The organism is Sphingobacterium sp. UBA3519, from assembly GCF_002377215.1.
Taxonomy (GTDB): Bacteria; Bacteroidota; Bacteroidia; order Sphingobacteriales; family Sphingobacteriaceae; genus Sphingobacterium; species Sphingobacterium multivorum.
The window spans coordinates 26,127-48,848 of the sequence record NZ_DFPI01000033.1 but is presented as its reverse complement, the minus strand read 5'-3'; the positions used below and the strand labels follow the sequence as shown (position 1 = coordinate 48,848).

At 42.5% G+C, this 22,722-nt stretch carries 15 protein-coding genes; 6 read left to right on the top strand and 9 right to left on the bottom strand.

Annotation, left to right across the window (positions count from 1 at the left end; translation table 11 throughout):
* Positions 1-126: 126 nt before the first annotated feature.
* Both B3297_RS20580 and B3297_RS20575 read left to right on the top strand, forming a co-directional pair.
* Positions 127-1,038, top strand: coding sequence for a zinc dependent phospholipase C family protein (locus B3297_RS20580; protein WP_286779400.1), 912 nt, complete (start codon positions 127-129; stop codon positions 1,036-1,038).
* Between the two features lie 101 nt (positions 1,039-1,139).
* Positions 1,140-3,026: a TonB-dependent receptor plug domain-containing protein gene (locus B3297_RS20575; RefSeq protein WP_286779399.1), complete on the top strand. Its 1,887-nt coding sequence runs from the start codon at positions 1,140-1,142 to the stop codon at positions 3,024-3,026.
* A gap of 155 nt (positions 3,027-3,181) precedes the next feature.
* On the opposite strand, the gene B3297_RS20570 is transcribed toward B3297_RS20575, so the two are convergent.
* The 3 genes from B3297_RS20570 to B3297_RS20560 all read right to left on the bottom strand — a co-directional run bounded on the left by B3297_RS20570 (position 3,182) and on the right by B3297_RS20560 (position 5,344).
* Positions 3,182-3,898 carry a ThuA domain-containing protein gene (locus B3297_RS20570; protein WP_286779398.1) on the bottom strand — a complete coding sequence of 239 codons (717 nt, stop codon included), beginning with the start codon at positions 3,896-3,898 and terminating at the stop codon, positions 3,182-3,184.
* A 121-nt stretch (positions 3,899-4,019) separates the two neighbouring features.
* The gene (gene aroB, locus B3297_RS20565) at positions 4,020-5,087 is read right to left on the bottom strand and encodes a 3-dehydroquinate synthase (RefSeq protein WP_286779397.1); all 1,068 of its coding nucleotides are present in this window, start codon (positions 5,085-5,087) and stop codon (positions 4,020-4,022) included.
* A 50-nt stretch (positions 5,088-5,137) separates the two neighbouring features.
* Positions 5,138-5,344, bottom strand: coding sequence for an RNA-binding S4 domain-containing protein (locus tag B3297_RS20560; protein ID WP_286779396.1), 207 nt, complete (start codon positions 5,342-5,344; stop codon positions 5,138-5,140).
* A 95-nt stretch (positions 5,345-5,439) separates the two neighbouring features.
* Here B3297_RS20560 and B3297_RS20555 point away from each other — a divergent pair, with 95 nt between their 5' ends.
* From B3297_RS20555 to xpt, 3 genes are all read left to right on the top strand, one after another.
* Positions 5,440-6,633 carry a proline dehydrogenase family protein gene (locus B3297_RS20555; RefSeq protein ID WP_046675892.1) on the top strand — a complete coding sequence of 398 codons (1,194 nt, stop codon included), beginning with the start codon at positions 5,440-5,442 and terminating at the stop codon, positions 6,631-6,633.
* Between the two features lie 260 nt (positions 6,634-6,893).
* On the top strand, positions 6,894-8,672 hold the full coding sequence (locus B3297_RS20550) for an AMP-dependent synthetase/ligase (protein WP_286779395.1): 1,779 nt from the start codon (positions 6,894-6,896) through the stop codon (positions 8,670-8,672).
* A 53-nt stretch (positions 8,673-8,725) separates the two neighbouring features.
* On the top strand, positions 8,726-9,301 hold the full coding sequence (gene xpt / locus B3297_RS20545; protein ID WP_070568735.1) for a xanthine phosphoribosyltransferase: 576 nt from the start codon (positions 8,726-8,728) through the stop codon (positions 9,299-9,301).
* Between the two features lie 67 nt (positions 9,302-9,368).
* Here xpt and B3297_RS20540 read toward each other — a convergent pair whose 3' ends face one another.
* On the bottom strand, positions 9,369-9,854 hold the full coding sequence (locus B3297_RS20540) for a hypothetical protein (RefSeq protein WP_070568738.1): 486 nt from the start codon (positions 9,852-9,854) through the stop codon (positions 9,369-9,371).
* Between the two features lie 177 nt (positions 9,855-10,031).
* On the opposite strand from B3297_RS20540, the gene mnmE reads away from it, so the two are divergent.
* Complete coding sequence (mnmE, locus tag B3297_RS20535) at positions 10,032-11,411, top strand: tRNA uridine-5-carboxymethylaminomethyl(34) synthesis GTPase MnmE (protein WP_286779501.1); 1,380 nt, start codon at positions 10,032-10,034, stop codon at positions 11,409-11,411.
* Positions 11,412-11,530: 119 nt separating this feature from the next.
* Here mnmE and B3297_RS20530 read toward each other — a convergent pair whose 3' ends face one another.
* The 5 genes from B3297_RS20530 to B3297_RS20510 are packed head-to-tail and all read right to left on the bottom strand — an operon-like array spanning position 11,531 to position 22,636.
* On the bottom strand, positions 11,531-13,975 hold the full coding sequence (locus B3297_RS20530) for a glycoside hydrolase family 2 TIM barrel-domain containing protein (protein WP_112374807.1): 2,445 nt from the start codon (positions 13,973-13,975) through the stop codon (positions 11,531-11,533).
* A gap of 4 nt (positions 13,976-13,979) precedes the next feature.
* On the bottom strand, positions 13,980-14,915 hold the full coding sequence (locus B3297_RS20525) for a hypothetical protein (protein ID WP_286779394.1): 936 nt from the start codon (positions 14,913-14,915) through the stop codon (positions 13,980-13,982).
* A 49-nt stretch (positions 14,916-14,964) separates the two neighbouring features.
* Positions 14,965-16,593 (bottom strand): RagB/SusD family nutrient uptake outer membrane protein, encoded by a 1,629-nt coding sequence (locus tag B3297_RS20520; protein WP_112374501.1) that lies wholly within the window; start codon positions 16,591-16,593, stop codon positions 14,965-14,967.
* Between the two features lie 12 nt (positions 16,594-16,605).
* Positions 16,606-19,743, bottom strand: a complete 3,138-nt coding sequence (locus B3297_RS20515; protein ID WP_286779393.1) for a SusC/RagA family TonB-linked outer membrane protein — start codon at positions 19,741-19,743, stop codon at positions 16,606-16,608.
* 28 nt (positions 19,744-19,771) lie between these two features.
* Positions 19,772-22,636: a TIM-barrel domain-containing protein gene (locus B3297_RS20510; RefSeq protein ID WP_286769693.1), complete on the bottom strand. Its 2,865-nt coding sequence runs from the start codon at positions 22,634-22,636 to the stop codon at positions 19,772-19,774.
* Positions 22,637-22,722: the final 86 nt, after the last annotated feature.

The following is a 22,722-nucleotide window of genomic DNA, read 5'->3' as shown; positions in this document are numbered from 1 at the left end:
TCAATAAAAAATGCAGTTAATCCATTTTTAATTTTCCTTTATGTATATTTAATATCAACAATTAATTAATAGCCAGTTTGATACCCCATGAAGTCTCTATTTTATCAGATGCTTTGCATAATCGCCATGATAATTTTGACATCGTGGGGATTTTTTGCGCATAAAAAAATTAATCATTATGCCGTTTTCGCCCTACCAGCAAAGTTGGCAAAATTTTATAAATCCAATATCGACCTTATTACCGAAAAAGCGGTCGATCCAGACAAACGTTGCTTCACAGATAGCGCTGAAGGCCCGAGACATTTTATCGATATGGAGGACTACCTTAAGGAAAGTACAATTGACACCATACCCCTACATTGGTCACAAGCCAAAGAAAGATTTCAAGAAAGTCAATTGTTAAAAAATGGTATAGTACCCTGGCAAATCAACCTTACCTATCAAAAGCTTGTTAAGGCCTTTCAAGCAAAAGATTATAAACGGATCATCAAACACTCAGCAGAACTGGGCCATTATATTGCAGACGCCCATGTTCCATTGCATACGACTAAAAATTACAATGGACAGCTCACCAATCAACTAGGCATACATGCATTCTGGGAAAGCCGCTTACCGGAAATGTTTTCCGAAAAATACAACCTTCGCGTCGGAAAAGCCAGCTATATCAAAGATCCACTACAAGAAGCCTGGGTTATTGTTTACGAAAGTAATCGCCTTGTGGATTCTGTCTTAACGATTGAAGCTGGTCTCGATCGTCAATTTAAGGCATCTCAAAAAAAATCATTTATTGAACGAAACAATCAATTGGTATGGACCTACTCTGATAATTATGCCAGAGCCTATCATGAAGCCATGAACGGTATGGTAGAAAGGAGAATGCAAAAAACCATCTTACGTGTTGCCTCCTATTGGTATTCCGCCTGGCTCGAATCTGGCCAACCCGATTTGACCAACATTGAAAAAATAAAAAGCACCAACAAGCAAGATCACATCGATATAACAGGGAAAAAGCGTATCGGTCGAGAAGAATGGATGTAAAAAGGCTATAAAACATCATCCGGACTACCAGTATTATTCACACCGGACTATTTATTTTTTAATCTGCTAAGCTACTTTTGCAGCGTAAAATCTAGGAAAGCATGTTGAATAAGAATATTACGTTAACAAAACTTGCATTAGTACTGAGTATTGGAGCTGCGACTGCGCAGATTAAAGACACAACCGCTTTGGGTGAAGTCATCATTAATCAAAATCGCTTACAGATCCCTTTTTCAAAACAAAGCAAGAACATCCAAATATTGACGCAGGAAGATATACAGAGACTACCAAATCGATCAATCAACGAATTGCTTAGCAATATCCCAGGAGTTGATATTCGCCAACGTGGACCATTCGGTTCGCAGGCAGATATAAGTATCGACGGAGGCTCTTTTGAACAGACAGCGATCCTACTCAATGGTGTTAAAATCACCGATCCACAGAGTGCCCATCACAATATGAACCTTCCGGTTCCGCTGGAGGCCATCGAACGTATCGAAATCATTCGAGGACCAGCATCCAGAATTTTCGGCATTAATGCGCTAACCGGCGCTATTAACATCGTAACAAAAAAAATTGAATCAAATCAAATTAGTGCCCAGGTGTATAGTGGTTCATCATTCAAAGATAATGAGCAGACAAGTAAAGGCAAGTATTATGGTAAAGGCGTTCAGCTTGGCTCACAGTTCTTAACCAAGCAAACAAGCCACGGTTTATATTTTGGCCACGAAGACTCCAATGGGCAACGCTATAATACAGCCTCTAATAATAATAAACTCTATTATGACGGGACATATCAACCGAATACAGCCAATATGATAAAAGCCAATGTTGGCTATATCAACAATCAATTTGGAGCCAATGGTTACTACGCTGCACCGAGTGACAAGGAAGCGTATGAACAGGTTAAGACAGCTTTCGCTTCCCTGCAGTCCAAGCATCAATTAACACAGGCATTTTCCATCAGTCCACGCCTCAGTAATCGCTACAACGAAGATGAATATTGGTATTTAGGCCGAGAAACAACGAAAGGTAGATCCAAACATTACAGCAACGTCTTTGGAGCAGAAATCAATGCTACATTGGAGCAAAGTTATGGTACATTTGGCTTAGGATTAGAAAGTCGATTTGAACGTATCAATAGCACCAGTATTGGCGACCATAACCGGGAGAATTACGGCGGCTACCTGGAATTCAAAACCGAGGCGATCGAAAAACTGATGATCAACTCAGGTGCCTACATCAATTATAACTCAAAATTTGGCTGGCAGGTATTCCCGGGTCTAGATTTGGGCTATGATATTACCGAACATTGGAAGATTGTAGTCAACGCAGGTTCTAGCCAACGTATCCCTTCCTTTACGGATCTTTACACCAATCAGACAGCCAACGTCGGAAACCCCACACTGAGCTCTGAAAATGCCTATCAGATAGAAAGTGGTATAAAATACTTATCCAATCGAGTTATTGCGCAAGTGGGCTATTTCCATCGAAGGATAAACGATTTCATTGACTGGCAAAAAGAGGATGCCACTACAGGAAGCGGAACGGTCATTCCGTGGAAACCAATAAATATTGGAAAAAATAAAATTGATGGATTCAATGCTTCATTCCGATATAATATCAATGATCCCAGCGCAACGACACGATACTTTACAACGCTAAGTTATAATTATCTCAACCCAAGCATAACATTAGCAGACGGGATACTATCCAAATATGCTATTGAAAGCTTAAGGCATCAAGTTATTGCCAACTTTACCATAAACCACAAGAACTGGATGTTCACTTCTGCAAACCGCTTTAATGAGCGTATCAGTTACAAATCTTATTTCATCGCTGACGTAAGAGGATCGTACCAACTCCAAGACTTAAACATCTTTGTGGATGTTCAGAATATATTTGACAAGAGCTATATAGAAGCTGCCGCCGTTCCTATGCCCGGTCGTTGGTTTAGTATCGGCGCAAAATATAAACTGAACTATTAAACCCGATTAAATGGCAAAATCGGTTCTCTTCCCATTTCGCCATCAATTATAAAAAAGTCCCAAATGGAATGACCATTTGGGACTTTTCATTGTGTTATTGCCACATAGAAGCATGTACCATGCCCTATTTAAGAAAACGCCAACTATAAAATAAGTTACTTTTTCTTGGGAAGAACAGATAAAATTCCTCCAATTAAATGTTTTTGGAACTCAGGTTCGTCATAGGACTCATCGGTATGTCCAAGCCCGGTATAGAAGACTTTCCCTCCATCGTAGCTCTGGGTCCAGGAGATTGGATGTTGATCCCCCATTTTTCCTCCTTGGTAGCTTTTTTCATCCAAATTCATCAACACATGCAATCCGTCCTTCACATCCTTGAAATTATACCATTCATCTTTGTGCCACCAGATCGGATCGAGGTGCTTGGTGGCCGGATGTTTTCTGTCCAGCACATCAATTTTGGCTTTTTGTACAGCAGGATGAGACGCAAAATACGCCCCTACAAGGCCGTTATACCATGGCCAATCAAACTCAGTATCCGTCGCCGCATGGATACCCACAAATCCTTTTCCCGATTGTATATACCGCACAAATGCTTCCTGTTGCGCATTATCGAGAATATCGCCGGTTGTGCTCAGAAAGATAACGGCGTCATATTTGTTCAATCCCTGATCGGTAAACAGAACTGCATCCTCCGAATGATCAGATTTTATTTTTTCTTTATCAAGCAATTGCTTAAGTACCTCTGCACCCTTTTCGATGCTTCCGTGTCTAAACCCTTTTGTCTTGCTAAAGATCAATACTTGCCTTTGTGCCTGAACAGCAGCTGACATCCCCAACAGGAGAAACAGAAAAATGAAGATTCTATTCATGATATAAATGGTTATTATGATGATTTAAGTTTAGGTTTACTAATTTCCGCAACGAAATTGCGATAAAAATAGCTGTAAAGAAAAGCCGTGCATTCTCCCGATACACGGCTTTTCTGTTTTATTATGTTGTGATTAGCTCACGGTAAAAATCAAGACTTTCAATAATATCTTCCTCAGAAACGTAGATATCATATTGACAACTGCCAATTTGGTCAAGCAATGCAAAACCGATCTGATTGGACAAGTTTTTCTTATCATTTCGCATCAAATCCAACAAGGCTGTATCAATGGATGAATCAAATGTATAATCTTTAAAGTATTTTCTGAAGGTTTGGATCAAATCGTTTAATTCATCCAAAGGCAGACCATTCAATTTATGCGATAGATACCCCTCACAAATCATTCCTACTGCAATAGCTTCTCCATGTAATAAAGGTGAAGCATCGTTCAACAAAGAGTAGCCCTCAATAGCATGACCAATTGTATGGCCAAAGTTTAAAATTTTACGCAGTCCTTTTTCTTTCGGATCCTCAAGGATAACACGGTTTTTGATCGAAACAGAATGTTTGACCAAAGAATTGTCGATTTGATCGATCTCCAATGTTTTCACTCGCTCATAGTAAGCCCGATCGAAGATCAGTCCATGTTTAATTACTTCAGCAAAACCTGAGATTAATTGACGCTGATCTAGGGTTTTCAAAAACTGGCTTGAAATAAATACTGCTTGAGGTTGTGCAAAAGTTCCAATAATATTTTTCACACTGCCCATATCAATGCCGGTCTTACCTCCTACCGATGCATCTACCTGGGAAAGTAAAGTCGTCGGAATTTGAATAAAATCCATCCCTCTTTTGAAAGTTGACGCTGCAAATCCCCCCATATCGGTGACTACCCCACCACCCAGGTTGATCATCAACGAATGCCTATCCGCTCCGAAATCGAGCATATTATGCCATACGCCAATACAGAAATCAATATTTTTATTTTCCTCGCCAGGATCTACTTCTATCACGTCATAATTCGCCAAATTGGGTAAGGCCTGCTGAAATAAGGGTAAACAATTATCCAAGGTGTTGGTATCCACCAAGACGATGATCTTTGAGTAACTGCGCTCAGCTAAAAACGCCTCCAAAGAGGCCAACGTATCATCAAAATATACCTGATAGCCCAAACTTTCTATGACTTCCATTCTACGATTCTTTAAGGTTTAAGTTTTCTATTTACCAATATTGTTTAATATTACACCAATTTTATTTGCATCCCATCAAATTCAACAACATCTCCTGGTCGCAATTTGAGCCTTTTCCGGTAATCGACCTGCCCATTACACTTTACATACCCTTCCGCTACAACCCACTGAGCCATAGCACCATGCTCCACCCAATTTAAAGCTTTAAGTAACTGTATGAGCTGGATATATTCGCCCTCGATTTTAAATTCTTGCATTTCACAAAAATAGTGGTTTCACTGAGGAATACAAGAATTATCATCGTTTTAATGCTTAGTAAATTGCTACATTTGCCTTATTGCAAATAAAGATTATGATTGAGAATTCTGAGCCCAAGACATTATCCTTTGATAATACAGAGATTGCTTTTAAAAGTAAAAGCGATAAGGATTTGGAAAGAGCGTATTGGTTATTCAAAATAATAGCGAATAACTTCTTGACAAAAGTAGGTCCATCCATGACCAACTTTGCACTGAACATCGGATTACCTATCCAGGGTATCATCCGTAAAACAATCTTCAAGCATTTTTGTGGCGGAGAGACCATCGAAGGTTGCGAAAATGCGATTAACGAATTGGGAGAGAATGGTGTAGGAACAATATTGGATTATTCCGTTGAAGGAGAAGAAACTGAAAGTGCATTTGACGCTTGCTGCAACGAGGTATTGCGCACCGTAGTCGCGGCCAGTAAAAACAAATACATTCCATTTTCAGTATTTAAACCAACTGGATTAGGCCGATTTGAACTGTTTGAAAAAGTCAATGCAAAGGAAGCCTTGACAGAAAGTGAACAGGCAGAATACCAACGTATGTTGGATCGTACCGATCGCATCTGTAAAGCTTGTCATGCAGCTGGTGTAAAAGTTTTAGTAGATGCTGAACATTCATGGATCCAAGATGCAATTGACGATATCGCTCGTGAAATGATGGAAAAATACAATATGGAAAAACCAATTGTATATAATACTTATCAATTGTACCGTAGTGATAAGTTGGCATCTTTGAAAGCTGACTTTGAATACGCCAAAGTTAGAGGATTTCACATGGGTGCTAAGATCGTTCGTGGTGCCTATATGGAGATCGAACGTGCTCGCGCTGCGCAAAAAGGTTATTCCGATCCCATCCAGCCAAATAAAGAAGCTTCCGATAGAGATTATAATGAAGCTATTGAATTTATCTTGGACCATCTGGACAACTTTGGACTAATGGCGGGTACACACAATGAGGACAGTAGCATGCTACTTGCAAAGGAAATTGACAGACGCGGTATCGACAGATCAATCGACCGTATTTACTTTGCACAATTATTGGGTATGTCTGATAACCTGAGCTTCAATTTAGCTGCACACGGCTACAATGTTGCCAAATACATGCCTTACGGACCGGTGAAAGCAGTGATGCCATACCTTTTCCGTAGAGCACAGGAAAATACTTCAGTCGCAGGAGCGACAGGTCGGGAGCTCGGGCTTTTGATCAAAGAAAAACAAAGAAGAAAAGCTAGTCGATAACGACTAGCTTTTTTTATAATTGGCGCGTATCAAGTCCATCTACTCAAGGAACTATGCTCAAATGGTCTCCAAGAAACACCCTACTTTTGAAAAGCACAAAAGCACTTCACCTATCGCTCCCCTTCGCACTTTTGAAACAAGCTAATTACAAAATCATTCCATATTCTTGAAACAATTATTTATGTTTGCAAACTTTTCCCTTAAAACAAAGTTCATACTGGAAGGGTGCTCCCGCGGAGCTTAAAAGAATACGATTTGAAATGGAAGAAAAACTTAGATTATTTGATCTTGCACGTCAACAGATGGGCAAATACCCCAATCTTGATATGTTTGCGCACAAAGTGGACGGCAAGTGGAATTATATCAAAACAGCAGATTTTCTTGAACAAGTAAACAACCTCTCCAAAGGGCTGATTGAACTTGGCGTGAAACCCAGCGAGAAAGTTGGTCTCATTGCCGGCAGTAGCATGGAATGGCATATGATTGACTTTGCAATCCAGCAAATTGGTGCAGTCGTGGTGGCCATCTATCCAAATATTACCGATACAGACTATCAATATATTTTTAATGATGCCGAAATCAGGGTTTGTATCGTCAGTAACAAAAGCTTGTACGATCGCCTGATGAATCTAACCGATTCAATCTATACATTGAAGTATCTTTTTTGTATCGCCGAACAGGAAGGAACACGCAGCTGGAAAGAACTTAATGATATAGGCTCCAATTGCTCCCCAGAAAAACTAGCAGCACTCCGCGATCAGATCAAACCTGAAGATCTCGCTACCCTGATTTACACTTCCGGAACCACAGGGAAACCAAAAGGCGTCATGTTGTCGCACAATAATATCTTTTCCAATGTATTGGGCGCAGCAGAAATTACCCCTTGTAAAGCTTATGACCGCGGACTGACCTTCCTCCCTCCTTGTCACGCCTACGAGCGTATGGTTTTATATACCTATATGTATCTTGGCTTTACGATCTATATCGCAGAATCTTTTGACAAGATTGGTGATAATCTGAAGGAAGTAAAACCTCATATCATGACCGTTGTCCCACGTATTCTGGAAAAAGTTTACGAGAAAATCATGAAAACAGGCCACGATCTCACTGGTTTCAAACGCAAAGTATTTGATTGGGCTGTTTCAGTTGCAGAAGAATATGATCCAAATCCTGAGAAAAGAAGTCTATCCTATAATCTCAAACTAAAGCTTGCCAAGAAACTTGTCCTTAACAAATGGTATGAGGCTTTGGGTGGCGAATTGCTTACCGTTGCCTCTGGATCAGCCTCTCTTCACAGCAAGTTAACACGTGCCTTCTTAGCTGCAGGAATTCCATTATATGAGGGTTACGGCATGACCGAAGCCTCCCCACTCATTTCAGTCAATCATTATATCAAAGGTATTCGCATTGGCACTGTTGGACTTCCTGTACGTTTTGTTGAAATAAAACTCGCCGAAGACGGAGAGATATTGGTAAAAGGTCCCAACGTCATGATGGGCTATTATAAGAATAAGGCAGAGACGGATAAAACCATCATTGATGGATGGTTGCACACCGGAGATATCGGGAAGTGGGAAGATGAAAAATTCTTAAAAATCATTGACCGAAAAAAAGAGATGTTCAAAATTTCGGGCGGGAAGTACGTTATACCACAACCTATCGAAACCAAGCTCGTTGAATCTAAGTTTATAGAACAGGCAATGGTAATCGGTGACGGGATGAAATTTGCCTCTGCCTTTATTGTACCAAACTATGCCCATTTGTTGGATTGGGCCAGAACAGATGCTCCTGAACTTGCTACCATGACAAAGGATGATTTTCTGACTGACCCGACTATAGTAAAAAAAGTCAATCAGGAGGTGCGCCGTGCAAACCAGCATTTTGGTAACTGGGAGCAGATCAAGAAACCAATTATTTTAACCGACGAATTTACAATTGAAAATGGAGAGTTAACACCAACCTTAAAAATGAAACGGAAGGTCATTCTCGAACATCATCAAGAAGAGTTCAATAACCTCTATCAAATGGAGATGGATTAAGGATCAACTGATCAAAATTTTGACATAGCACGCTATTTTTATACAAGTAAAACATGAAATTATTAAAGGATAGAATCCATCATGACGGTAAAAGTCTTGCAGGAGGCATACTTAAAGTAGACAACTTCATCAATCACCAGATGGACCCCGTATTGATGAAATCTATTGCGGTGGAATTTGTCCGTCGTTTTGCAGACCTCCCGATCAATAAAATCATTACAATTGAAGCAAGCGGAATAGCCCCAGCGATCATGCTTGGCTACCTTTTGGAATTACCGGTTGTATTTGTGAAAAAAGCAAAACCGACCACCATGGTTGATATGTATGTAAGCCAGGTGCATTCATTTACTAAGAACCGAACCTATGACATCTGTGTCAGCAAAGAGTTTCTTACGCCGAGCGACAATGTTCTTTTTATAGACGATTTTTTGGCCAATGGGAACGCCGCTTTTGGTATGCTCGATCTCGTTAAACAATCGGGGGCTTCAGTTTTGGGCATGGGATTTATTATCGAAAAATCCTTCCAGGAAGGTGGTAAAAGATTAAGAGAATTGTCCGATTTAAGAATTGAATCGTTAGCGCGGATAAAGTCGCTTGAAGTGAATAAAGTCAGTTTCGAAGAAGACTAGCAAAAAGAAAAGCCTCATCTCCCTAAAGATTGAGGCTTTTATATTCAAACAACAAGATAAATTCTTTCTAATCCCAACGGTAGTCGTTGTAAAAATCTTCAGGATGTCTGCTAATTGCAACATCTTTTACAATCCGAATATTGGCTGCTCCCAAGTTGACATTCAACATAAACGAAGGCACGTTTGATGAAAAATTCCAACGGCCATTGCGCATATACACGTAACCTCCTCTGTAAGGGTCATAGAATGTTTTGTAATCTCTAAAGTATACATGGTGTCTACTATCGTAACGATGTGCACTTGCCCAGGCCGGTGCTCCATGACGGTACCCTTTTCGGTATGACTTAGCTACTTCTTTATGATACTTACGGTCTTCTTTTTCGCGTTTTTCTAAATATTTTCGATATTCCTTATCCCTTTTCTCTTCATATTTTCTACGCTCTTTGTCCTGTTTCCACTCACGTTCATGTCCCCGATACTGAGCGGACGATTGTTGTGGAGCCATTAAGACAAGTCCTCCTATTGCCAACGCGAAGTATATCATCTTTCTCATAACAGTATAATTTAAATTTAAAAATTAATTTCACTCCGCCTGTGTTTCATTCTTTTTTACAAGCGTTTCTATGGGTATGACATCAATGTTTGAACAAAGGTTTAATCGGTCAATATGAATTTAATTTGTTCCGCAATATATAGAATCCATTATTCCAATTTAACGTATCTTTGTACCATGTTAAATACGGGATATATCACTGAAGATACCATTGTTGCATTAGCGACATCTTCCGGAACAAATGGAGCTATCGCTGTCATACGCGTTTCAGGTCAGAATGCCATAAAAATTACAAACGAAATATTTAAAGGAAAGAACCTGCTTCAACAAGCATCGCATACTATCCATTTTGGAACCATAAGGGATGGCGAAGAGATTATAGATGAAGTACTTGTTTCTTTATTTGTAGCCCCGAACTCCTACACGAGAGAAAATTCGGTGGAAATATCAACGCACAACTCCAAATATATTATCGAGCGCGTTGTAAATTTACTGATCAAAAAAGGAGCACGTGCTGCTCGTCCAGGAGAATTTACCCTACGTGCATTTCTCAATGGCGGCATGGATTTATCGCAAGCAGAAGCAGTTGCCGATTTAATTGCATCCAATTCTGCAGCTTCGCATCAAGTGGCGATGCAACAAATGCGGGGCGGTTTCTCCAATCAGCTTAAATCCCTTCGTGAAGATCTCATTCACTTTGCATCACTAATTGAATTAGAGCTTGATTTTTCGGAAGAAGATGTGGAATTTGCGAACAGGGATCAGCTAAAAAATCTAATCAACAAAATACAGGTCATTGTTCAAAAATTAATACAATCTTTTGAACAAGGTAACGTCCTTAAAAATGGTGTTCCTGTTGTCATTGCCGGGAAACCGAATGTTGGAAAATCAACCCTATTGAATGCTTTCTTAAATGAAGAACGTGCCATTGTTTCCGATATTGCAGGGACTACACGTGATACGATTGAAGATGAAATTAATATTCATGGCGTCACATTCCGATTTATTGACACTGCAGGTATACGTGAGACGGCAGATGTTATTGAAGCAAAAGGAGTTGAGCGTACCCGTGAAAAGATGAAACAGGCACGATTGATCATTTATCTTTTCGATCCTACACAGGACAAAGTTGAAGAAGTACAAGCTCAATTACCAGAAATCGAGCGACTACAAATTCCATTTGTCACCATTATCAATAAATCAGATTTGCTTTCTGAGGCGCAAAAAGACGTTTACAATGTCCTTAATCCGCTCTACATTTCAGCAAAAGAGCAAATTGGCGTCGAGGAATTGAAAGACGAATTGATCAATCGTGTACAATTAGGAAATTTGAATACAGATGATGTTATGGTCACCAACATCCGTCACGTGGAAGCGCTACAAAAAACAGCAGATTCACTGGAACGCGTAATATATGGTATTAACAATCCGGTCACTTCTGATTTCCTAGCAATGGATATCCGCCAAGCGCTATATCATCTTGGTGAAATCACGGGAAGTGTTTCGACAGACGATTTATTGGATAATATCTTCTCGAAATTCTGCATTGGCAAGTAAATCATAGCCTTAATGATCGCGTTATACAACAAAGAGCAAGGTCCGACCATGGTCGGACCTTGCTCTTATTAGTAAAAAAAAACATACAAATCCAGAGCAGAGCAGAGCAGAGCCAAGAACTAATTGGCTTCAAGTTGAATATCACCCGAAATTAGTCCTTCGCTTTTTGCCCTTACCTGTATTTTGCCTTTGTTTTTGCTCGTGACAATCGCCAAGGCTTTACCATGAAAAGCATTGCGGGAAGCAGATTGGAAGCTCGTCAGATCCGTCGTATTGCCATTGTCTGTCGCCACAATTTTTGCACCATCTCCCTCCACCTCAAATTCGATTTTATCGTCTGCATAAGGAACGATCGTGCCAAACTCGTCCACGATATAAGCATGTACAAAGGAAAGTTCTTTCTTTGCCGAATTGAAAGTCACATTTTCTGCAAACAATTGTATACGATGCGCTTTCGCTGCGGTACGGATCGTTTTACTTAGCAGTTTCTTGCCACCTTGAAACGATATTACTTCAATCTCCCCTGGTTTGAATTCAACAGCTTTAAATACAAGGTCGTACCGATCTGGGTCTTTGGACTGCTCCCTTATCCTTTTACCGTTCAGATAAAGCTCCACCCGGTCAGCCTGATTAAAATATACCACGATATCTACCCGATCACCTTGCTTCCAATTCCAATGAGGCAATACATGTAAGACCGGCTTTTCTGTCCAGACGCTTTGATACAGATAGTAGACATCTTTCGGAAATCCAGCTAGATCCACAATACCAAAGTACGAACTTCGTGCCGGCCAGGTGTAGGGTGTTGGTTCGCCTAGATAATCAAATCCTGTCCATACATACATGCCCGCAATATGGTCGTACTTTTCCATCAACCTCAAGCTTGTCTGATGATTTGATCCCCAAGGTGTAAATACATTGTCGTAAGCCGATATGTTCCTGTCTTTGTTCCCGCCAGAAAAGGGAATATCCCATCGTTCTGGCCACATGCGACTAGAATCATATGGCACCAAATCATACGTTCCGCGGCTTTCCAATGCCGAAGTACTTTCTGTTACGATAAACTTCTTTTCAGGATGATCTTGTGGGAAGCTTGCCCATTTCTTATGGTTATAGTTATAGCCAATCAAATCTACCGCCGAACTCATCAGCACTGGATTGGCTTTGGAGAGTTCATTATTGGCAATGGTGGTCGGACGTGTGCCATCCAGACTATCGACGATTGCTGCCAGCGCAATCGGAATCGCTGCACCATCAGCTTTGGAATGCCATTGCTCCTGCGCTTCATTGCCCAAGCACCATATAAACAACGACGGATGATTCCGGTCCCTTTTGATATGGTCAACAAAGTCCCGCTTGTACCATTCGTCCCAATATAAATGATAGTCATAGGGATTTTTGCGCCCTTTCCAGACATCGAAGGTTTCACTCATCACAACAAAACCCAAGCTATCGCAGAGATCCAAAAACGCTGGCGCCGCAGGATTGTGTGATGTCCGTATTCCATTCACCCCCATTTCTTTCATGATGCGAAGCTGACGTAATGCTGCAGATCGGTTGAATGCCATGCCCAAAGCGCCGAGATCACTATGTAAACAGACCCCACGGATTTTAAGCGGCCTCCCATTGAGCATAAAGCCCTGTTGCTGATCGAAGCTAAAATTACGTAAGCCAAATTTCGTAAGCTGTTCATCTACAACCCGACCATCAACAATAAGTTTAATCTTTGCTGTATATTGATAGGGATTTTCGATACCCCATAAGATGGGATTTTCGAGGACTATCTGCTGATCGAGGGGATGCAGACCTGCCTTGAGGGCGTTCAACGTAGTACGTTTACTCGCTAGAACAGCACCTTGAGCTGAAAGAACCTCTGTCAGTAGCGTAATCTTTTTTGATTCCTCAAGGTTATGCTCAATTTCCAGAGAGAGATCCACGACAGCACGTTTCTCACTGAGCTGCCCAGCTCTTATGAAGGTACTGTTCGTTCCTATGCTGACTGGATTCCGGCTGATTAATTTGACATCCCGATAGATCCCCGACCCCGAATAGAAACGCGAGTTGGGCTGATTCTTATTGTTTACTTTTACTGAAAGCAGGTTGTCTCTACCATCCCAGTATAAATAAGGGGAAAGCTCATATTCAAATCCGATATAACCATTGGGTCTTTTTCCTAAGAAATGCCCATTGATCCAGACCTCACTGTTTTCGTATACACCTTCGAATGCAATAAATATCCGTTGCCCTTGCTCAGCCCGAGCCAGTTTAAACGTTTTTTGATACCATCCTACGCCACCATCGAGGTAAGCAGCCCCGCTACCTGCGGGACTGCTTTCTCTAAATGGCATTTCGATACTCCAGTCATGTGGTAGATCGAGCTTTCGCCAGCCCTCTCCTTTTCGTCCATTGCTATATTGCTGGCTGCTGTCCCGTTTAAACCACCAGCCCCCATTAAAATCAATAACCTTTCTGGACTGTCCACTTAAAGAACCCGCCGTCGCAAATAACAGGATCAGTATACCTATTATCCGGCTATACCTAGTATCAACTAATTGCTTCAGCATACATTTATGGGGTCTTATTGTTATTCTTGGCATCTTCGGCCAAACTCTCCTTGTAGGTCTTGCTGATAAAATTAAAGGTCAGCATGGCCGCTCCGTCATTCGAAAGCACGGGATCTCGCAATACGGCTAATTGCATGGTATTCTCGGTCAGCGACATAATACGGACATCGCCCCAGTCGACGACGATTCCATCTTGTGGCTTTCCATGTAAAGGCGACGCCCCAGTCATACGGATGGTTTTCTTTTCGGTATCAATGTTAAAAGTCCCCTTCTGGACTTTACCTAGCATGGCATGATTCACGTTGATGTTTGCACCGCCTTTCAGGTCAAAAGTCATACTTCCATAATCGCCTGCAGGCATAAGCCAGCTATTGCCTTTCCAATCGGGTTCCCAGCTCCAGCTATCGCTGTTTAAAGGCGCGGCTGTTTTATTGATGCTTCCCCACCAGTCACCGGTGCCGTAAAAATACATTGGACCTTTAAAGTAGCGAGAAATGCCCTCAGCATCCAGATCGAGGTACCAGGTTTTCTCTTCTCCCGCCCCCCCTGTAAATAAGGTCCAAGTCTCGTCACTGATAAACTCGGCATACATCTGATCGATATTGAATGTCACAGGCTCGCCGTAGACGATGCCACCACGCGTCTCGACACCAAATTTGACAGTGTACTCACCAGGAAAAGGCATTCTTAGGGTTACCTTTTTCTCTTGACTCCGCCCCTGTGGATGCTCCCACAATGGGGTGTATTTTGAATCCATCAAGCTGGTTAAATACACAATATTGGGATTATTGGCATCATGTTCAACAGTAAAGGCCTTTCCCTTGTCCAACTGTGCCGATGTGACATCGATGTCTCCCAATATATAATTCTCAGGAGAACAGGCTCCAAAGAGTACCATCGCCGCAAAAAAGCAGATGGCATAGGTGAATATCTTTTTCATGTTTGTCTATTTATAATTCAACTAATAGTGAGTCCTCGTATACTTGTGTTTAGTTCCATCCAGCATTTTGTTTCAGTACACCATTGGATAAGGTAATCTGCTTATTGGGTATTTGCATAAATCCTTTCGTTGTCAAAAAACGCTCTTTAGTCACGATGACCTTCTCGGGTACAGATCCACTTAGCACATCCTCTGTTGTTTCTAGTGTTGCGGCGGCATTATTCAGCCCCTGCCGCAATACATCCCAATAGCGGATACCTTCAAAAGCAAATTCAAATTTTCTTTCTTTCAGAATATTGTTTTTTGAAACTGCTAGCGACACAAAATTGGTCTTATAAGCTCTTTTTCTTACCTCATCAAAGTATTTCTGCGCGTTTGCGGAACCGAGTTCTGCCGCCATAAGCAAGACATCAGCATAGCGGATGACAAAGTAATCCTGGTCTTGGGACAGTTGCATATCCTTATCCCCACCTGTATTGGTGGTCCCATCCGGCAATGCCGTGGGGGCGTATTTTTTTATGGTGTAACCTGTATACTCACGCTGGTCTTTGAGGTCAAATCCAGTGATGTTCTCGCCATCGATATCAATAATTGAGGCGGTTTTGCGCGTATCCATGTTGTCAAACTCATTGAAAAACTTTTTGCTTACCGTACATGCCCCCCATCCTTGGCCATAGGGCGACCAATTTTTTCCGCGCAAGCCCAGAAAGACGACCCAGCGGTTGCCATCAACATAACCGTTGTAGTTCGATGTATTGTTGAATTTCTGTGCAAATACAACCTCTGCATTTCCCTTGCCGGCATATTTGGAGATATCTAGTGTATTATTGCTTGCATTGGGGATATAACTCGCTGCTGGCCACAGATTTTTGAAATCAGCCACCAACGCAAACTGGCCGCTACCGATAACCTCTTCCAGTCCCGCCAGGGCTTCGGCTTTGGAGACACCGATATCCTCGCCACCATAATAACCTGAATAAAATAGATAAACACGGGCTAATAGCGCTTTTGCTGCAAATGGAGTAGCCCGGCCATCATTGGTTGCCGCAGCTGACTTGGGGTAAGCTGTGGCTGGGATATTGGAAGCCGCAAATTTAAGGTCTGAAACAATCAGTTGATAAATCGCTTTGGGATCCGACTGTGGAATATTCTCATTGGTCGGGCTCGTTAGCAAAGGTATGTTTTCGAATAGACGGACGAGATCAAAGTACATGGTCGCCCGTAGGAACTTCGTTTCCCCTTCAATACGTGCCCGCGCTGTTGTGTTGCCTGAAAAATCAGTGCCATCCAATTTTCCCAAGAGTGTATTGCAGCGAAAAATTCCCGCATAGTAATCAGACCAGGTACCATCAAAGATATTATTGTCCGATTGGGACTGCGCAATATCAAAACGGTCTATTGCCTGGAATGATCGACCGTCTGTTGTACCTGTTCCGCCAAAACAATTGTCGGCGGCCACCTCTGCTGTCAGATAGAAAGATTGGCTCCCATTGGAGGTTGTGCGTTGATAACCATCATAACAGCCGACCAAAGCCATGTCAGCATCGGCTATGGTTTTATAAAAATTGCTTTCCAAAACGCTTGTCATCGGTTCGACATCCAAAAAACTGGATGAACATGATCCTAAGATTAAGGACCCAAATAACATGGAATGATAGATATAGCTCGTTTTTTTCATGATTTCTTGTGTTTAGAATTTAACATTTAGGCCAAATAATACAGTCCTTGGTCTTGGATAGTAACCAAGGTCGATACCCGACACCCAACCATCGGTTCCATAACCGATCTCGGGATCCATCCCATCATATTTGGTGAACGTGAACAGGTTTTGTCCTTGAACGTAGAAGCGGATCTGATTAGCATACTTCCATTTGATCAGCTTCGATAGATCATAACCTAAGGTCACATTGCTGATCCGAAGAAAGTCTCCATCCTGAATATAAAGGTCTGAAAACTGCCAATTGACATTCGTTTCCGTAACACGGGGAATTGTACTGGAAGTCCCCTCTCCGGTCCATCGGTCTAATATTCGCGTGGTATAGTTTGCTTGTTTATTGGCATGATTGCGGTAAGATTGTACAATTTTGTTTCCCAGGGAACCGTAGGCATTCACCGAGAAATCAAATCCTTTATAATCCAGTCCAATATTAAATCCATAAGTAAAATTAGGCATGCCCACACCCAGATTTGTCTTATCCGAGGCATTAATAATACCATCACTATTCTGGTCTACATATTTCACATCGCCCGGTTTCACATCCGCTTGAAGGATACCTTTCCCGGCTGTTTTCCAGGCGTCGATCTCGGCTTGGTTCTGGAATAGGCCGTCTGTCTTATACCCCCAGAAGTAGCCAATGGGTAGACCATTTGCAGCACGATAAAATTCTTCCGAATTATCGTATAACATGGCTGTCTGTCCATGGATAATGCCATCTTCAGTCGGAATCTGTCCCACCTTATTTTTGTTATAGGCACCATTTACCCCAAGACGATACTTGACTTCATTGATCTTATCCGCCCAATTTAGGCCCAATTCCACCCCTGTATTCTTCACGTCACCGCCATTGATAAAAGGGGGCAACGTTCCGGTTGTCGCCAAAACAGGCGCTGTAACCAGCCAGTTCTTGGTCTTTTTGACATAAAAATCGGCAACAACATCCAGGCGGCTGTTCGCAAATTTGGCATCAAATCCAATATTAGTCTGTTCGGAAGTTTCCCAGGTCAGATTCGGATTGGATAAACGGCTCGGATAAGCCCCGGCGATATTATTGTTACTCGTTCCAAAGACATAATGTGCTCCGGGGTTGGACGATGTAATTCCTGTTGAGGTACTGATGGGTGCCGCATATTGAAAATCAGCGATATCCTGATTACCCACTTGCCCCCATGAAGCACGGAGTTTAAAGAAGTTTACAGCCGCTAAATGTTCTTTAAAAAACTCTTCGGAAGAAATGACCCAACCTGCCGATACCGAAGGAAAATATCCCCAGCGATTGCTGCGCGAAAATTTAGAGGATCCATCTGCACGCAATGTAGCATTCAACAGGTACTTTTCCTTATAATTATAGCCCAGCCGTCCAAAGTACGAGACCCTACGGGTGATGTTCTCTGGCTTTCCAGACACCGTACGCGTTTCGACGACGTTCCCTTTTTCATCCAGGTGCGCCTGGCCTGTGGTATTGTCCAAATAAGCATGTGCAAAATCATTGAACTGCGAAAGCAGATTCCAGTTGGACCCCGAAAGGTAAGTTCCCTGGTAACGTAGCGATTCCATACCGACCATGGCTGAAAAAAGATGATCCGTATGGATATCAAAGTCATAGGAAGCAGTATTTGTCCAGGTCAGCGTATGACCTTTGCTCATGTTCTGTGAGGTTGTTGTATGATCTTGGTTGTAGGTGTAGATGGAGAAGCGGTATAAGGGCGTAAAACTTCTGTATTCTGAAGCATAATAGTTGAATCCCAGCAATGACCGGACCTTCAAGCCTTTGATAGGCTCAATCTCCGCAAATACATCCGCCAGTAATTTTTGGCCATCATTGGCGTTATTCGAATTGGTCATCATCACCCCATATGGATTGCTGTCCCCATTGTACCAAGGTGAATTGGAGGTATCATTGAAAGGACTTCCGTACAAGCCATTGTCCGAGTACACCGGTGACAAGGGCGAAGTCGCAAAAGCACCGCGTAAGGTATTATTGTACTGGTTGCCTACACCGATGCCCCGATTTTTGATGTAGTTAAAGTTAAGGTGCTGACCTATTTTCACAAAGTTATCGAAGAGTTTATGTTCCGAGTTCGTACGGAAACCATAACGCTGATAGTTGGAAACGTCTTTACCACCTACAATCCCCTCCTGACCAATATAATTCATCGATAAGGCGTAGGTGGATTTTTCATTGCCCCCGGTCAGAGCAACATTGTAATTGTCCATTTTTGCATTATCCTTAAACATGTAATCCATCCAATTGGTATTGGCCAGACCATCCATGCTGTTAAAATCAATCACCGCGGCTCCCGAATTCAGTGATTGCTCATTCATGATCAGCTTGTACTGATCTGCATTCAGCAATTTTGCTTTACGCGAAACGTTCTGAATACCCGTATAGCCATCAAACGACAACACATTTTTTCCGGCAGCCCCCATTTTAGTGGTAACCAGGATAACCCCGTTTGCAGCCTGCGAACCATAGATGGCTGCCGAGGCGGCGTCTTTCAGTACATCGATAGATTGAATATCGGCCGCATTCAAGACCGAAATATCCCCCCCTGGGACGCCGTCGATGACGTATAAAGGGCCCGAATTGCCAATTGTTCCCAGTCCGCGGACGACGACCTTCATATCTGCTCCCGGCTGACCGGAAGTTGATGTAATGGATACACCCGGTGCTTGGCCCTGAAGCGACTGCAGCGGGTTCAATTGATTGCGTTTCTGCAGTTCTTCACCCTCCACCTTCAAATTGGCTCCCGTATTCAATTTTTTCTTTTGTACACCGTAGCCGATAACCACCACCTCTTCGAGATCGGAAGCTTGCGGCTGTAGGCGGATCACCATATTGGGACCAGTAATTTTAACTTCCTCCGTTTTGTACCCTACGTAAGTAATGGTCAATATAGTCCCTGTGCTGGCCCCAAGAGAAAACTTGCCCGACTCATCGCTACTCGTTGAAATCTTCTGATTCTTTACGCTGATACTCGCTCCCCCGATCGGCAATCCTGAATCAGCCGAAACAACCGATCCCGTGAAGGATTGTGCCCAGACCAAAGAGGTCACACTGGTCATGACCACGACGGCCATGCCCCTGCTCAACAATTGTTTGCTTATCATATGTCTTGATTTATAAATTGGTTTTTTATTATTTTAATTTGATCTGCAAAGCTTTACCTGAATAGGTTACCTCTATTGGTTTTGCTGGTGATACATCCAGTCCAACAGCGTTGCTGTCGCTGACAAAAATGATATTGAACTTTCTTTTGGTCAGCATGCCGTCGAAATCCCCCTGACGGCTGGCCAAAGACAGTGTTTGTGCAGAATTGTCATAGCTGAAATCAATGCGGCTATATTTCCCTTTTTCATAATTATAATTGCTGCCTTCGTCTTCATAAAGTGAAAACTGACCGTCTGCTCCGGCATAGATATAAAGATCCAATACTTCCGGCTTTTTCTCGGCTGTATATTGCATGACCGGTCCAATGGGCAATATTGCTCCGGCTCTGACATAAACAGGGATACGTTCGTATGGTGCTGCAATAAGCAGATCCTGCCCCCCTGCTACCATCTTGCCATTGTATAGATCATACCAGCTGGCTCCTTTTGGAAAGTGTATCTTACGTGAGGTAGCCCCTTTTTCAGTAACTGGACTGATAAGCAAGGATGGTCCCCAAAGGTATTGGTCGTTGCTGTCGAATCCATCTTTGTCCTGCGGGAAATCCATCGCAAGTCCACGTATCATCGAATAGTCTTCAAAAAAAGTCTTCGCGGCAAGACTATAATTATAGGCCAGTAATTTATACCGTAGATTAATCGCGTAGGTCATGCTTTTATAGGCCGGATGATCCACAGGAGCGATATTATACGGCTCGCGGTAGGGATATTGTCCATGCGCCCTGAACAAAGGCAAAAATGCCCCGTATTGGTACCAGCGGCTATTCAGCTCGCGCCACTCTTCCAAGTCCGCCGTATTAGGTTTGTGAAACCTATTTTCAACCAAAAAGCCTCCCGCATCCATTGTCCAATAAGGTGTACCGGACATCGAGAAATTGATGCCCCCGGCAATCTGATCTTTCATGTCATGCCATCTCGAAGCAATATCGCCGCTCCAGGCAGCCGCCGCATAGCGCTGCTGCCCTGCAAAAAAGGATCGCGTCAGAATAAACACCCGTTTGTTAGGATCTGTTTCACGCTGGCCCTCGTAGATACCCTTGGCATTTTGCAAAGGGAACGCATTATAGTAGCGAACAGATGATCCTATAGCTGGCTGAAAGACCGATTTACGCTCGTCCAGATCAATATTGGAGTGAATATCTGGCTCACTCGCATCCATCCACCAGGCATCGATCCCAATTTTGAAAAGATTGTTGTCCAACAATTTCCAGAACCCATCGCGTGCCGCTTTGTTGAAAGGATCATAAAATGTCGAGGTATAGCCCTTTCCGATCCAATCTTTACGGCCGTCATAAATATTTCTCGGATAGATCCATTTGTTGGCTTTAAATTCTTGGTATACGGAAGACTCTTCATTGATTTTAGGCCAGGCCGAAATCATGATCTTAAAGTGCTGATCATGCAGCTTCTTCACCATGGCCAGAGGGTCTGGAAAACGCTTTACATCAAATTTTTGGCTCCCCCAGTCGTTTTCAGCCCAGTAAGACCAATCCTGCACAATATTGTCGATCGGAATCTTACGTTTGCGAAATTCAGCCGCGACCTCCTCAATTTCCGCTTGTGTCTTGTAACGTTCTCTGCTCTGCCAAAATCCAAAGCTCCAAATCGGCATAATCGGTGCCTTGCCGGACAAGTGGCGATAACCTGCAATGACCTCATCCATTGATGCGCCCTGTACAAAGTAATAATCAATGGCATCTCCAGCTTCTGAATTAAAGGAAAATACGTTTTTACGCGCTTCTGGAATGGGGCTCTGCCAGTTTAAGGTAAAATAAGATTCCCCTCCATCTGGTATCCATTCCATGCGGATCTGGTGGGGCTTATCTTTCTGGAGGTCTCTCTCAATCTCAAAGGTACCTGCATTCCAGGATTGACGCCAGCGGTCGGCGACCAGCTCCCCATCAATCCAGACTTTCATATAACCCGAATATTTAAAATGCAGCACATGTTTGCCAGTATAGGGCGAAGAGAAACTTCCGGCATAGATGACTTTGCTTTCGGCCAGCTTTACGCTCTTTGGAAATTTGTGCTGATCTGTTAAGTAGCCATAGTCGATAATCGATTCCGGTCGGGATAGATACACTTCTTCGCCCTTGTTCCGATTTACATAGGTTGCCGTGAGCCAACCCGGCTCTCCCTCTTTTGACTGCAACTTAAAAGCATTTAAAGGCAATAACGGCCTCACGTCGCCCGCTTTTGTAATGGAGTAATTGTGCCATAAAATGCCATAGTTGTTAGTGGACAGTAAAAAGGGTATTCCGATTTCTGTATTGTACTGCAGCAGCGAAACCTGTTTGCCACGGTTATAATTCATCACCGCATTCTGATGTTGGCCGAGTCCATAGATCCCTTCTTCCGCATTGACAATAAAGTCTTGGTTAATGTGATAAAATGCATCACCTTGATAACTATTAGCTAAAAAAGAACTTGAATTCCGCTTTGCTTCTTTCAAGATGGATTGCCCCTTAAGGTCAAAAAATTCCACTTTGCCGTTCATCAAGGAAACCACTGCCTGCATATTGGCCGTTTGTACATTTACCGTAGAGTCGGTCGAGCTTACCGCAAGTGATTTTACTTGCCGGCGCAGTGAATCGACGATCACTAAGCTCGTTTGTCCCGGTAAGATTGCACCAGCTGGAACAGCTGTGACACGCACAATCTTGTCAGTTACGACATCCAAATAAATATCCTGATCAATGGAGGTCTCCGAATTTTTGAAGCTGACCTTAATACCGGAAGGCATTTTTTCATAATGAGCTTTATTGGCTTGGCTAAATCCCTGCTGCACGATTGCGAAGAGCATCAAACCACTTAAAGCGTACGTTAAGTTGCGCATTTAAATAAGATTTATTGGTTATTATATTCCCTTGGTTATTACGCGTCCTTTCCTATTGAAAGAACAGATCAAATATAGAATGCAAC

Coding starts and splice junctions, on each gene's coding strand:
- B3297_RS20580 (WP_286779400.1), top strand. CDS start 127: ATGATAATTTTGACATCGTGGGGATTTTTTGCGCATAAAAAAATTAAT.
- B3297_RS20575 (WP_286779399.1), top strand. CDS start 1,140: ATGTTGAATAAGAATATTACGTTAACAAAACTTGCATTAGTACTGAGT.
- B3297_RS20570 (WP_286779398.1), bottom strand. CDS start 3,898: ATGAATAGAATCTTCATTTTTCTGTTTCTCCTGTTGGGGATGTCAGCT.
- aroB (WP_286779397.1), bottom strand. CDS start 5,087: ATGGAAGTCATAGAAAGTTTGGGCTATCAGGTATATTTTGATGATACG.
- B3297_RS20560 (WP_286779396.1), bottom strand. CDS start 5,344: ATGCAAGAATTTAAAATCGAGGGCGAATATATCCAGCTCATACAGTTA.
- B3297_RS20555 (WP_046675892.1), top strand. CDS start 5,440: ATGATTGAGAATTCTGAGCCCAAGACATTATCCTTTGATAATACAGAG.
- B3297_RS20550 (WP_286779395.1), top strand. CDS start 6,894: ATGGAAGAAAAACTTAGATTATTTGATCTTGCACGTCAACAGATGGGC.
- xpt (WP_070568735.1), top strand. CDS start 8,726: ATGAAATTATTAAAGGATAGAATCCATCATGACGGTAAAAGTCTTGCA.
- B3297_RS20540 (WP_070568738.1), bottom strand. CDS start 9,854: ATGAGAAAGATGATATACTTCGCGTTGGCAATAGGAGGACTTGTCTTA.
- mnmE (WP_286779501.1), top strand. CDS start 10,032: ATGTTAAATACGGGATATATCACTGAAGATACCATTGTTGCATTAGCG.
- B3297_RS20530 (WP_112374807.1), bottom strand. CDS start 13,975: ATGCTGAAGCAATTAGTTGATACTAGGTATAGCCGGATAATAGGTATA.
- B3297_RS20525 (WP_286779394.1), bottom strand. CDS start 14,915: ATGAAAAAGATATTCACCTATGCCATCTGCTTTTTTGCGGCGATGGTA.
- B3297_RS20520 (WP_112374501.1), bottom strand. CDS start 16,593: ATGAAAAAAACGAGCTATATCTATCATTCCATGTTATTTGGGTCCTTA.
- B3297_RS20515 (WP_286779393.1), bottom strand. CDS start 19,743: ATGATAAGCAAACAATTGTTGAGCAGGGGCATGGCCGTCGTGGTCATG.
- B3297_RS20510 (WP_286769693.1), bottom strand. CDS start 22,636: ATGCGCAACTTAACGTACGCTTTAAGTGGTTTGATGCTCTTCGCAATC.